Raw genomic sequence first — 14,036 nt, 5'->3', positions numbered from 1 at the left:
GGTCCATCCCGGTGAAGACAGATACGGCCGTTAGATTGCCAACTTACCCGGGGACAGGCCGAGGTTCGGCATGGTTAAGGAGATTCGGATATGTTCTGCTGTATTTCCTCTTGTCCCTGGTCGCTTTGCTACAAATTTTACCCTTGGTATGGCTGCTGTTGTTCTCGCTTAAAAATAATCAGGAAGTATTCGACATGGCGCCGTTTTCCCTTCCTGCTACTCCGCGTTGGGAAAACTATGTCAAGGTATGGACAGAGGGAAACATCAGCTTATACTTCTTCAACAGTGTATGGATTACGGTAGTCTCGGTGGTGTTCACCGTGCTGTTTGCCAGTCTCGTGACCTTTGCCATTACACGTATGCGCTGGAAGGGTCGCTCGTTGGTATTGGGGTTATTCATGGTAGGTCTCATGATCCCTGTGCACTCCACGTTGATTCCGCTGTTCAGCTTGTTCCTGAAGCTTCATCTCACAGATCATCCTTTGTCAGTCATCTTGTCTTATATTGCATTTAACATGCCAATTACCATTATGATTCTACTCGGATTCTACTACGCGCTTCCTCGGGAAGTGGAAGAAGCCGCAGTGATGGATGGTTGCTCCGTGCATCGGATTTTCTTCCGGATCGTGCTGCCGATGACGTCTTCGGTCATCGCCACAACGGCGATCATCAACATGATCTATAACTGGAATGAATTCATCTTTGTGAATACGTTCATCAGCACGGATTCGTACAAGACCCTGACCGTTGGGGTACAGAACTTTATCGGTCAATATACAACGGATTGGGGAGCGATTGGTGCGACGCTGATGATTAGTATTTTGCCGATCCTGATTGCTTTTCTCATCTTGAGTAATCGAATTGTGGAGGGCATTGCTGCGGGTTCTCTTAAAGGTTAAAAGGTTGAGGGTCCAAGGTCCTTCCATTACTTGCTTAAAAGCGAGTTGGGAGGGGCCTTTTTTGTCTTCTAAAACCTCGGGCAGGCGTACGGAAACAGGGCTTGATGAAAACGCTGAAAATACCTATTTATGGAATTGCAAAAAACTTTCAACTATTTTCGCAAAACTACTGCATTTTCAAACCACCTGTGCTAACATACCCTAAGAATTACAGCCCACATGGGAAAGGTGAGAAAATGACAGCAATATCCTCAACCAAAGAGTCTCTTCGTTCTGATGCCAAGGATCTGAATCTGATTCGACTGACATGGCCTATTTTCCTGGAACTCTTCTTGTTTATGTTGATGGGGAGCGTGGATACGCTCATGCTCAGCTCGGTATCCGATAATGCGGTATCTGGCGTTGGAGCAGCCAATCAGATTATTTCTATCGCTATCCTTGTATTGGAAGTCATTGGACATGGTGCCGCGATTGTAGTCGCACAATATATCGGATCGAAAAAGTTAAGTGAAGCAGCACAAGTGACAGGTAATGCAATTACGCTGAATCTTATTGTGGGGCTGGTCCTAAGCGGAATCTTCCTCCTGTTCGGAGGACATTTGCTAACCCTTCTGAATATTCAAGGCGAAATTTACGATTTTGCCCGTTCGTATATAAATATCGTCGGTGGCGGGATCTTTCTCCAGGCACTCATTAATGCGCTGGCTGCGACGATCCGTACACATGGTTACACCAAAGAAACGATGTATGTTGCTGTATTCATGAACGTGATTCACGTTGTTGGTAACTATGCATTGATCTTTGGACACTTCGGCCTGCCGAAGCTTGGGGTGGAAGGGGCAGCAATCTCCACGGTGGGAAGCCGGTTTATCTGCCTGCTGATCTTCTTCTGGTTGTTGTATCGTGTGAGCGAGGTGCGGGTGGATTTCGAATACTACATTAAGTTGTCCAAACACTTTATTGGCAAAATTTTGCGGATTGGCATTCCGTCTGCGATGGAATCCATGGTGTATCATTCCTGCCAGCTTGTGTTCACGCTGTATGTGACCTATCTGGGCGCAGAAGCCATGGCAACCAAGCAGTATGCGGGTAATATCTCCAGCTATATCTACTTGTTCAGCATGGCGATTGGTATGGGGACATCCATCATTGTAGGCCGGCTTGTGGGTGCGCGGCGCAAAGACGATGCGTACAAACGTGTTTTTGACAGTGTAAAATGGGCACTTCTGGCTACGGTCATCATTGATGTGATCATCATTCTGTTCCGTGTGCCGCTAATGAGCATATTTACGGATAATCCGGAAATTATCAAGTTGGGCGCTCAAGTAATTTTGCTCAGTCTTTTGCTCGAAACCGGGCGTACCTGCAATATTGTGATTATAGGTTCCTTGCGTGCGGCAGGGGATGCAAAGTTCCCGGTCTACATGGGTCTGATCTCCATGGTCTGCATGAGTCTGCCACTGGGATATCTGCTTATTTTCCAGCTTCATCTGGGACTCGCTGGTGTGTGGCTTGCCATTGCGGCGGATGAGTGGACCCGCGCTGTTATTATGTTCTTCCGCTGGAAGAGCAGAGCTTGGGAGAAACATGAACTGGTGGAGCATGATGAAGAGGTTGGAGCACAGCCGGTACCGGCTGTCTGACGAATAGATAAATGAACCTGCTGTAGAAAGTGGCTTTACAGTAGCCATAGGGCAGCAGTTTCCCAGAAGAGTCAATTACGGAAAGGATTCCATCCGTGATTGGCTCTTTTTGTTTCTCCGGCAGAGGTAAGCAGAAATAAAGATAGCAGAAATGATCAAAACGGCGGTTACATCATTCACGTATAGTAAGGATATGGAAGGGGGCTTACCTCAGTTGAGCCGTTACCGTGCAATGATTCAGCAAAGTTTGTTCTATATTGAAACCCATCTGCATGAAGAGATCGGGCTGGAAGAAGTGGCATCCGAGGCGTTGTTGTCACCCTATCATTATCATCGGGTTTTCCGCAATGAGGTGGGTATGACTGTGGTGGATTATATCCGGAACCGACGGATGAGTCTGGCATCCACAGCCCTGCGATCCACGGATGCAGGCATTCTGGACATTTCCCTGGCATGTGGATTTGAAAGTCAGGAAGCCTTCACTCGTGCATTTCGCAAATTATATGGCATGCCACCAGGACGTTTCCGCAAATTGTTCGATCTGAAATTATTCGAAGGAAGAACCAGAGGAGGAGAAGTACAGATGAATCAGACGTCAACGATTACAGGTTGGATGTTAACCGGAAGTCATCCGCAAAATTATGAGATGGGCATTGATCCTGCCGAAGTGCATCAGGGGAAAGCTTCAGGATATTTGAAGGCAGTTACGCCGCTGGAGCCTAACGAGTTCGCAACGATGATGCAACAGTTCAGAGCGGACAAGTATGTAGGGAAGCGGATGAAGTTATCGGGATTTGTGAAGACCGAGCGTGTGGAGGCGTTCTGCGGACTATGGATGCGTGTGGATAATAACGTTCATGATGTACTTCAATTTGATAACATGCACGATCGGCCAATTACAGGTACCCAGCCATGGAATCAATACAACATTGTGCTAGATGTGCCGGAGGGCAGCGCGGTCATTTCATTCGGGGTTATTTTGAACGGCAAAGGAAAAGTGTGGGTCGACACCTTCCGCTTCGAGGAGGTTGATCTGAACACACCGCTGACACATATGGAGCCAGAGTACGAGATGTCGGACGAGCCGCTCAATCTGTCATTTGAGGAGTAAATGCAGAAGAGGGACTTAAACGGCTGACTTAAACAGTACATGAATCGGAATCAATAGATCAAGGGCTGATCCAATTGCGGGTTGGCTCTTTTTGTTGCCTTTGGGGTATAAAGAAAGTAGAGCCAAGACTAAGCTGAGAGGATGCAAGCTTCTCATGCAAATTGCAAACTCATCCATAGCCAACGAACCTAGATCTTGCTAACATAGACCCATAAACCAACTCATGACATAGATAAAGAGGATGAATCCCATGAATAAAAAAGTGCTCGTGGTGGATGACGAATCAAGTATCGTCAGTGCCATTGCTTACGCGCTGCGGCGCGAAGGATATGAAGTTGAGACCGCGAGTGACGGCGAAGAGGCCTTGGTTAAGGTCGCATCGTTTCACCCGCAGGTCATGATTCTGGACGTGATGATGCCCAGGCTCGATGGATATGGCGTATGCCGCAGGCTGGAAGACCGGGAGGATATCGGCATTATTTTGCTGACCGTCAAAAATGATATCGTGGATAAGATCGTTGGCCTGGAAATGGGCGCCGATGATTACATGACCAAGCCATTCGAGATCCGTGAACTGCTCGCAAGGGTGAAAGCGCTCATGCGACGTGTCGAGAAGAGCACTCCACCACCGGATGATACGAAGAATCAGGCGATCGTGAATGGCACACTGCGCATTCATGTTGCTCACCGCACGGTGACCGTGAATGAGGGGAAGCTGGATCTGACACCGAAAGAGTTCGACCTGCTGACCATTCTCATGTCCAATCCTGAGCGTGTGTACACGCGAGACGATCTGCTCGATCGGGTCTGGGGCATGGAGTATGCGGGTGGGACACGAACCGTGGATATTCATATTCAGCGTTTGCGCAAAAAAATCGGAGATACGGATCAGCAAAAATTGCAGACGGTATATGGGATTGGCTACAAAGCCTCGGCACCTGAACCAGGCGGGGCCATATGAGAGTCAGCATCAAGCTGAAGTTCAGTGTTTTTCTGGCAGCCTTGCTTATCCTGACGGTGGTTGTACTTAGTTCACTGGTCCTGCGCGGTATTGAACGCAATCAGCAGTCACAGATTGAAGGTATTTTATCGCAGCAGACACGGCTGGTGAATCTGAATGTGCGACAGTCTTACTACACCGAGTCCGTTCATCTGGATCAGGACGTTTTTTTACAGCGAAATGGACGCAGGCTGGCACAGGAACTGTCTAACTCTACCGGATTGCCAATTGCACTCTATAACATGACAGGCCAGCAGGTGGGAGCATCCTTCGCCTCCGGCGAGAGTGAACTCGTACAGGAAACGCTGGACTATGCGCTGCAAAATAAAATAGCTTATCATGAGCAGGGCGAGACCCTGCTCTATGCCGCACCACTGGATGGTCCGGATGGACAGATGGGCGCCGTATGGATACAATATCCGGTCCAGAGCTACCATGAATTCTATACTCGCATCCTTCAATTGTTCTTATGGGCAGGAATTACCGTGGTTGCGCTGAGCTTCATATTAGGCTATCTGTTCTACAATCGGTTTGCCGTTGCGATTACCCGGCTGAAGAGGTCCGCAGATTCCATTCGGGAAGGGAGCTACATTACGGAGTCTCCTGTAAGGCGCAAGGATGAATTGGGAGAGCTGGGGCAGGGCATTTATTATATGAGTACATCCATTCAGCAAAATATCACAGCCATGCATGCGGAGCAGCAGAAGCTGCAACTGGCGATAGAGAAGCTTCAGGCGCTGGAACAGCAGCAGAAACAATATATCGGTAACATCAGCCATGAGTTCAAGACACCACTAACGTCGATCAAAGCTTATGTGGAGTTGCTCGACATGTATAAGGATGATCCGCAACTGCTTGATGATGCCACGAGTAACATTGCCAAAGAAACGGAGCGGCTGTACGAGATGGTGGAGAAAGTATTGCATTTATCTGCCCTGGAGAAGTACGACTTCGAGAACCAGGCCGAGGACCTAGAGGTCAGTGCTCTGCTGGAGGATGCCTGTGCCCGGATGCGTGGGAAAGCGGAGAAGTTCGCGCTGAACATGGAACTGGATCTGGAACCTGCGGTGATCCACAGTGATCAGGAGAGTCTGATGCATATTTTCATCAATATGTTGGATAATGCCATCAAATATAACGTTCCGGATGGTGTGATCCGGGTGAAGAGCGAGCTGCGGATGCAGGAGCGTCAAGCGGTCATTCGCATCTATAATTCGGGTACGCCGATTCCGGCAGAGGCGCGAGAGAAGATTTTTGAACCTTTTTACACCGTGAACAAAGACAGAGCCAGAAAAACCGGCGGAACTGGACTGGGGCTATCTCTCGTGAAGCAGTTTGTTGAAAAACAGGGCGGTACAATCACCTTACTGCCAAGCATTTCGGAGGATTCTAAGAACGGAGAAGGTGTGACATTCCAACTCGTATTTCCTTTGGCTGATGCAAGTTTACAAGTTCGAAACAAGTCTGAATAACTTTGGAAGTATGCGATGTGTATGCTTGGTCTATAGCAAGAGAAACCAGGGGGGACCATGATGAATTGGAAACAAGCAGCTTTGGGCACGTTGGGGGCCATTGCCCTGCTAACAGCAGCAGCCTGCGGAGGAACAACAGAGCCGGGGGGCAACACGCAAGGCGGGAAAACGGGCACCGATATTACGGTAAAAGATAATACCAACACGTCCGTGTACCAGAGCTTCAAGCTGGAGAAAATTGATAAACTTCCAAATATGCGCGGGATTGCATGGCTAAGTGAAGAACAGATCGTAACGGATAAGGAAAATATAACGATGAAACCGGTTAGTGTGGAAGGGGAGGAGCGGTATCCGCACAATCTGTACATGTATGACCTGAGTAAAGGTACAGACACGCCGCTCAAGGAAAGTGAAGTCAGCCTGGGTGCACCGCTTGTATCACCGGACGGTCAGTACCTGTTCTATCGGGAGCCAGAGGAAAGTACAGGTAAAGGTTACATTCTGAACTTGCATAACGGGGAGACAACCCCTGCTGGTAAGGAGGATGGCTTCATCCAAGAGGGTGCATGGCTGGATAATGAACATGTCGTTTTCCCCAATATGAAGGGTGATCTGATCTCGGCAAGTGTGGACGGTACAACCAAGGTGCTGGTGGAGACAGGCAAATTCAATGTACGTAGCATCAAGGTTTCGAATGGTACCATCTATTATATTACAGGGGAAGACGGCCAGTTGAATGCATACGACGTGCAGACGGGTGACGTAAAACAGGTACTGAAAAGTGTGGAGTGGGTCATTCCTTCTAATGATGGAACAAGACTTGCGATTGTGAAAAGAACGGCGGATACCAAACGGGCACTGGTGCTCACCGATCTGCAAGGCAATGAGAAGGCCACACTTGCCAGAGGCACACAGATTTTCGGTACAAGCTGGTCGGGGGATGATTCCAAGATTGCATACACCATCAATTCTGAGAATGATAATGAGAAAGGGCTGTTTGTCTCCAACACGGAGTCGGCAGAACAGTTCCAGATCTCGGCGGATATGGACAACGCGTCTGACCCACTCGCCTGGAGCCCGGCAGGCAATAAAATCTTGTTATCACAGGCGGTATTGGAGAACGAATTGTATCACTTCGTAACCTCGGTCATTACGATCTCGGAATAAAACAATCAGAAAAGCCTGTTCCCGGAAGGAACAGGCTTTTAGATAATATACACTAATGTTTTGCGTTCAACAGTAGTTTGACCGCTTCTGCACGTGTGGTTTTATCACTTGGAGCAAAGGTATTCAGCCCTTTACCGTTCAGCATCCTAGCTTTTTGCATGCCAGCGACAGCTGCTTTGGCCCAAAGTGGAATCTGTGCGTCGTCTGCAAAGGTTGAGCTTGTGCCAGTTATCGCTTTTAATTGAAGCGCACGGGCTACGAGGACAGCCATCTCGGCACGGGTTACAGCGTCATTGGGGCGGAAAGCCCCCTCAGTGTCCCCCTGAATAAACCCTGCTTGCACGGCACGGGCTACAGCAGACTGCGCCCAAGCTCCTATTTGTGCATGATCGGTAAAAGATATTGCCGCTTCTGTGTATTCTGTATTCAGTGTATTCATTAGCATCACCGTAAATTCAGCACGCGTAACGGATGCATTAGGCTTGAATGACCCATCGGAGAATCCACTCACGATACCTTCACGGACGGCTTCCTGAATGAAATCTTCCGCCCAGTGCCCGTCGATATCGCTAAACGCAATCTCTGCTGGCGCCTTGGGTTGTTCAACCGCAAAAACAGCAAATTTGGTGAAATGGTCTACGTCTACGTTGACTTGATTGTCATGAATTGAAGCTTCTCCCGCAGAGATCCACAATTTATTTTGTTCATCAAAGTAGAATAGCCCAGCCTGGTGATTGGTTGGCAAGCTTGATGTATCAAAAGTCAGATTCAAGGTTACGTATTTATTGAAGTTCTGTTGAACATTCTTAAGTAACTCATATACCGGGCTGATTAGTTTAGTCTGATTAGTTAGCAAGTCCGAAGAATCTGTAATCTGGTCAATCGTGATCTTCATTTCTTGATTAGTTGCTCCAGCCGGGATGGTTACTGTAATGCCATCGCCCAAACTCACTTGCCCAGCCTGCCCCGCAGCAAGTGTTAAACGTCCATTCGTGGTCGAATGGGTTATGGTATTAGGCGGCGAAGGGGTAATGCTCGACCCGTTGTTATTCTGGTTACCTGAGCCGCCGCTGCTGTTACCACCACTCCCACCTGACGGTGGCGTGGAATTAACACTCCATTTGGCATATAAGGTCAGATCAGCTGTAATCACTGTTTGAGCAAAGTTGAATGGCGTCTTCAACTCGGGGTCTGTATACCAACCTGCAAACGTATAGCCGGAACGGCTCGGCGAAGCAGGCGCTGAAAGTTTCTTTTCGTATTCAACAGCTATATCGGACACTGTGGATCCTCCAAGTGTATTGAAAGTTACCGTATATGTGTTTGGTGCCCATTTTGCATACAATGTGGTGTCCTGGACAATCGGTGCAGTATTTATGTCAAATGGCGTACTCAGTTCAGGTTCATGGTACCAGCCGGCAAAAGTGTGCCCTGCTTTGGTTGGAACTTCAGGAGCTGTCACCAACTCACCATATGGGATCGTCTGATCAGCAACGAATGAACCACCATTAGGATCGAAATTAACAGTATAGGAGTTAACCGTCCATTTCGCATACAGAGTGATATCAGCGGTAACGGTGGTATTGCCGAAATCAAAAGCCTGACTCAGACCTGAATCGGTATACCATCCAGCAAAGGTGTATCCTGCTTTAGTTGGAACTGCTGGAACAATAACCTTGTCACCGTAAGACACCGTTTGTTCGTTTACTTCAGAACCGCCGTTACTATTAAAGTTGATCGTTCGAGGCGTATAAAAGCTGAAATGCAGGGTTGTGGTATTGCCCGCACTATCGGTAACAATCAGTGCATATTCTCCTTCAGATTGAACCGTTTCTCCGCTGCTGAAGGGTGAACCGTTCAGAGTGGCTGTTCCTTCATTAAAAGTGATTGTTGGGCTTTCATTGTATTTTCCATTATCAGTGACACCCAATACAACAGGAGCTGCTGTATCAATGGAAAAATTCAACGTTGTACTGCCAATACTGTTAGTTACCACCAATGTATAAACCCCGTCAGCCGTAACTGTAGTGCCATTTGTGAATGCAGCACCATTCAAAAATGCGGTACCACTATTAAATGTAGGTGTTACCGTTTGATTATATATTCCACCGTCAGATATGCCGTTGACTATAGGAGGAGTGGTTTGCTCAATCGTTATGGTCACTGACACCGGAATACTTGTACCCCATGGATTGCTGGCACTATAGGTAAAGCTGTCGCTACCCACATAATTGGCGTTCGGAGTATAAGTAAATGCCCCGTTAGCATTCATTACCAATGTTCCGTTCATCGGCCCACTTTTCAAAATAGCAGTAGAACCGTCGCTATCATTGGAAAGCACGCCTGGTGAAGACTCAGCCAAAGTGGAGTTTTGATTCGTGGTATAGGTGTCTTCGATTGCTTCCGGAAGCTGCCCACCGTCCAAGTTGGGGAACACTCCTGCGTTAGCAACATAATAAACCAAGTTGGATTGGCTGCTGTTCAAATCAGGTACTTTAAATTCGGTCGAACCATTGCCGCCAAACTTGGTGCCCAATAGACTGAATAAGGGCTGATTACCGTTGGTGGTGAGTGTCGTACCATTCGCTAATATCCAATTGTTCGTCGAAAGATTAACGAGCATAGGAATGATCTCGCCAATGAACTCGTTACCTGTACCATTCTCGGCATGGCTGGTTGGGTTCGTAAATATAGCGTAATGTACACCATTCATCTCTGGGAGGTTAGGCAACTTGAATTCATCCGAGTTGTCTGATCCGTAGGTTGTACCAATCATTTCATATAGATCCGAATATACGGAGGTATTAACGCTCTGCCCTTCAGCAGTTAACCAACCTGTGGGAGAGAAGAAATATGGAAATAGGCGAACCTCGCCTAACACAGCATTTCGGGTGTATAAAACATCGGGGTCTCGGGAAGGGAATACACCATTCATAGCTATGTAATAGCCCATCCCTTCTGATGCAGCATTGGTAAGGTTAGGTAAGGCAAATGTTGATTTTCCGTCACCGCCATATTTATTGCCTAGCAACGAGTAGAGGGCTGTATTTTGGGTTAAAGAGAGCGTCTGTCCTCTGGCGGGCATCCATCCTGTGGGCACCGCTCTGTAAGGGAATAATCTGATCTCACCAAGGTAGGGATCTGCGGCTGCGGCATGCGCTTGTTGTACTATGCTGATATTATTCCATAAACCACTTAGTCCGATCAGGAATACCAACCATATGATGCTTACTTTCCTGAATAGTGTTAAACTCAAGATCTCATCCCCATTTTCCATTTAAATATGTTACGTTATGCTTATTCCTGATCCTCCTTATCTGTCTAATTCACAGTGGTAAGCCATATAATGATGAGCATAGTTTAATGGATATGAGAGCAAAAATGAATACGATTTTAGTTCAAATTCGAAATATTTTTTTGGATTTTCCAGAGACAAATCATTTATGGTTGAAATGTTCCATATCTTTCATCCCTTTCTATACATTTATATTGACTAAGCTATTCCGCTTCCGATAAACTAGAATGCAGGAATAAAAGTCGAATGTCAGACAGCAGTTCGAGACGATGTTTCGGGCGGCTGTTTATTTTCTTTTTAACAGTAAGGGTGCAATGTAGTCGTCTTGCCGGATGATCCGGCTAATAACAACATGGAATAGGAACAGGTGATATACATGTGTAACAGCGCGTACCGCGTGCTTTTATATTATAAGTTCGTGAAGATTGAAGACCCTGAGACATTTACACAAGAGCATCTGCAATACTGCAAGGACCTCGGTGTGAAAGGACGTATTCTGATCGCATCCGAAGGCATTAACGGCACGGTATCCGGAACGCCTGAACAGACAGAACAGTACATGAAAGACATGCATGCCAACCCGCTGTTCAGCGACATGGTGTTCAAGATTGATGATGTGGAAGAGCATGCGTTCAAAAAAATCTTTGTTCGTCACAAAGCAGAGTTGGTTACGTTCCGCGTGGACGAAGATCTGGATCCAAATGTGATTAGCGGCAAACGCCTTTCACCGAAAGAGTTCCATGAGCATCTGCAACGTGATGACGTCATCGTTATCGATGGCCGCAATGACTACGAATACGAAATTGGTCATTTCCGCGGGGCCATTCGTCCAGATGTTGAGTCGTTCCGTGAGTTTCCGGAGTGGATTCGCGAGAACCTGGGCGACATGAAAGATAAAACCATTATTACTTACTGCACGGGTGGCATTCGCTGTGAGAAGCTGACCGGTTTCATGATTAATGAAGGATTCCAGGACGTAGCTCAATTGGACGGCGGTATTGTCACGTACGGTAAAGATCCGGAAGTACAAGGCCATTTGTTCGATGGCAAGTGTTACGTGTTTGACGAGCGAATCTCTGTACCAATTAACCGGACAGACGAGGATATTGTCATTGCAAGCTGTTATCACTGTGGAACGACACATGACCGATATATTAATTGTCCAACCTGCAACCTGCAGCACGTAAGCTGTGAGGATTGCGAAGAGACGCATAACCGCTTTTGCTCGGATGCCTGCCGGGAGGCAGCACCGGTACACGCATAAGCAGGAGAGCAGGTGCTGATCGTGAAGCGCGAAGAGGAACGAACGACGCGTGAACGGATTTTGTTCATGCTGAAGCAGCAAGGTACATTGACCGCGAGGGAAATTACAGCTGATCTGGGTCTGACCGGGATGGCCATTCGCCGTCATCTGACGGCACTGGAGCAGGACGGCTGGATCGAGGTTCGGGAGGCCCGGGCTACGGCCGGACGTCCGTCCTCGGTGTACCAATTGACGGTACGCGGGGACAGCTTTTTCCCAAAATCATATTCGTCTCTTACGCTGGAACTGCTTGACGAATTGTCTGACTCAGCCGGGAGTGGTGTGGTGGATGCATTGTTCGAGAGTCGCCGTGACAAGCTGCTTCGCAGCGGATTGCCACAGATGGAGGGCCAGGATCTGGCCGGACGGGTGGAGGAACTCGCGCGAATCCAGAATGCCAACGGATATATGGCGGATGCGTCCAGAGAAGAAGATGGAACCTACGTTATTACGGAAATGAACTGCCCGATTGTACAAGTTGCGAGTGTATACAAGCAGGCTTGCCGCTGTGAACTGGAACTGTTTCGCTCACTGCTTCAAGCCGAGGTGGAACGTACCGAATGTTATGCCGATGGCGGCAAAAGGTGCAAATATGAGATTCGCGAAGCGTCGGGGAACTAGTAGGTTTATACACAAGAGATTGTTTCGATTCGTCGAAATAGTCTCTTTTTTTTGAACCTCTACTGAGCTGAAAGCAATCCAGCAAGAAAAATAAGCTATCTGTATTAGGCTACTCACATAACATGTGGGTTGCCTTTTTTGATCTTATGTAATGTTTTCTGTCACAATCATAAGATGAAAGTAAACTGGAAGCGGTTCAACCATTGACGGATATCGGGACGCCCCTTAATATTAGGGGAACAATAAAACACCAACACGGGTCATGGACTTCAGTCGCATGAGAAAAGTCTATATTTGTCTGCTTTTGTCGATCAAAGCAACAATGCGTTGAAGCGTTTGTTTTGTCCTGCCCTATCGTGTCAATGGAATAGCGATAAGGGTAACCACATTTTATAAGATGAAGAGGGGTACTCACACATGAAAAAGAAATTTTGGATGTCACTGATGATGGCTGCTTCAATGATCGTTGCGGCAGGTTGCGGAAATAATAGCGGTACAGGCACGGAATCCGAAGGATCGGGGAGTACGTCAGGTGGAGGCAGCGAGGAAAAATCATACCAGATTGCCATCTCCCAGATTGTTGAACATCCATCTCTGGATGCTACACGCGAAGGGTTCATCGCAGCCCTGAAGGATGCGGGCATTGAAGAGAACAAGAACCTCAAAATCGATTACAATAACGCGCAAGGTGATTCGACGAATAACCTGTCCATTGCACAGAAAATCTCGGGAGATTCCAAAAATGATCTTGTGCTCGGAATCGCAACACCATCTGCGCTGGCTCTGGCTCAGCAAGTGAAGGACAAACCATTGCTGTTCGCGGCGGTGACAGACCCACTGGGTGCCAAACTGGTAACCGATATGGACAAGCCGGGCGGCAATGTTACAGGTGCATCCGACACGAACCCGGAGGCTATCGTGCAATTGGCTGACTTTATCGCCAAAAACCTGCCGGATGTAAAAACGGTAGGCTTGGTCATTAACGAAGGTGAACCGAATGCGGTGGTGATGGCAGATAACGCAGAAAAAGCACTCGCAACACATAATATCAAGCTGGTGAAAGCACCGGTTACGAATACATCTGAAGTAAAACAGGCAACGGATTCTCTTGTTGGAAAAGTAGACGCCTTCTACATCACACTCGATAATTCTGTCGTGAGTGCGGTGGATACGATCATTCAAACGGCGAACAGCAATAAAATTCCATTCTTCTCCAGTGATCGGGATACCGTTGAAAAAGGAGCTTTCGCAACGGTAGGCTTCAAATATTATGATCATGGATATCAGGTGGGTGAGATGGCTGCGGACATTCTGAAAAATGGTACCAAACCTGGTGATATGAAAGTCACTGTTCCAGACAAACTGGATCTGATCCTGAACCTGAAAGCAGCGGAAGCCCAAGGCATCACGGTTACGGATGAGATGAAGGCGGAAGTAAAAGACCAGGAAAACAACATTATTCAATAGAATCAATTCATAATACCTTTAGCTACTTCAATCAAGGGTAGATATAGATCAAAACGAT

At 47.5% G+C, this 14,036-nt stretch carries 10 protein-coding genes; 9 read left to right on the top strand and 1 reads right to left on the bottom strand.

All coding sequences use genetic code 11. The features are described from left to right. Window positions 1–35: 35 nt before the first annotated feature. From ABTV53_RS27370 to ABTV53_RS27345, 6 genes are all read left to right on the top strand, one after another. Window positions 36–899 carry a carbohydrate ABC transporter permease gene (locus tag ABTV53_RS27370; protein ID WP_433754354.1) on the top strand — a complete coding sequence of 288 codons (864 nt, stop codon included), beginning with the start codon at window positions 36–38 and terminating at the stop codon, window positions 897–899. A 236-nt stretch (window positions 900–1,135) separates the two neighbouring features. Beyond that, window positions 1,136–2,542: an MATE family efflux transporter gene (locus tag ABTV53_RS27365; protein WP_433748577.1), complete on the top strand. Its 1,407-nt coding sequence runs from the start codon at window positions 1,136–1,138 to the stop codon at window positions 2,540–2,542. A gap of 193 nt (window positions 2,543–2,735) precedes the next feature. Next, a complete protein-coding gene (locus ABTV53_RS27360) occupies window positions 2,736–3,653 on the top strand; it encodes a helix-turn-helix transcriptional regulator (protein ID WP_433754353.1) in 918 nt (305 codons plus the stop codon). Window positions 3,654–3,903: 250 nt separating this feature from the next. After that, on the top strand, window positions 3,904–4,614 hold the full coding sequence (locus tag ABTV53_RS27355) for a response regulator transcription factor (RefSeq protein ID WP_433748575.1): 711 nt from the start codon (window positions 3,904–3,906) through the stop codon (window positions 4,612–4,614). Continuing rightward, complete coding sequence (locus tag ABTV53_RS27350) at window positions 4,611–6,125, top strand: ATP-binding protein (RefSeq protein WP_433748572.1); 1,515 nt, start codon at window positions 4,611–4,613, stop codon at window positions 6,123–6,125. The genes ABTV53_RS27355 and ABTV53_RS27350 overlap by 4 nt, the downstream gene beginning before the upstream one ends. A gap of 57 nt (window positions 6,126–6,182) precedes the next feature. Next, the gene (locus ABTV53_RS27345) at window positions 6,183–7,292 is read left to right on the top strand and encodes a hypothetical protein (RefSeq protein WP_433748569.1); all 1,110 of its coding nucleotides are present in this window, start codon (window positions 6,183–6,185) and stop codon (window positions 7,290–7,292) included. 52 nt (window positions 7,293–7,344) lie between these two features. On the opposite strand, the gene ABTV53_RS27340 is transcribed toward ABTV53_RS27345, so the two are convergent. Beyond that, window positions 7,345–10,548, bottom strand: a complete 3,204-nt coding sequence (locus ABTV53_RS27340; RefSeq protein WP_433748566.1) for an InlB B-repeat-containing protein — start codon at window positions 10,546–10,548, stop codon at window positions 7,345–7,347. A 415-nt stretch (window positions 10,549–10,963) separates the two neighbouring features. Between ABTV53_RS27340 and ABTV53_RS27335 the strand changes: the two genes are divergently transcribed. From ABTV53_RS27335 to ABTV53_RS27325, 3 genes are all read left to right on the top strand, one after another. Further along, entirely contained in the window at window positions 10,964–11,851 is an 888-nt protein-coding gene (locus tag ABTV53_RS27335; RefSeq protein ID WP_062836769.1) for a rhodanese-related sulfurtransferase, read from the top strand. Window positions 11,852–11,863: 12 nt separating this feature from the next. Next, a complete protein-coding gene (locus ABTV53_RS27330; protein ID WP_433748563.1) occupies window positions 11,864–12,511 on the top strand; it encodes a helix-turn-helix transcriptional regulator in 648 nt (215 codons plus the stop codon). A 417-nt stretch (window positions 12,512–12,928) separates the two neighbouring features. Continuing rightward, window positions 12,929–13,978 (top strand): ABC transporter substrate-binding protein, encoded by a 1,050-nt coding sequence (locus tag ABTV53_RS27325; protein WP_433748560.1) that lies wholly within the window; start codon window positions 12,929–12,931, stop codon window positions 13,976–13,978. The last annotated feature ends 58 nt before the right edge of the window (window positions 13,979–14,036 follow it).

Origin of the sequence: Paenibacillus amylolyticus, from assembly GCF_050990605.1 — a bacterium.
Taxonomy (GTDB): Bacteria; Bacillota; Bacilli; order Paenibacillales; family Paenibacillaceae; genus Paenibacillus; species Paenibacillus amylolyticus_H.
Note: the sequence above shows the minus strand (reverse complement) of the source record. Positions and strands in the feature narration are given on the sequence as shown.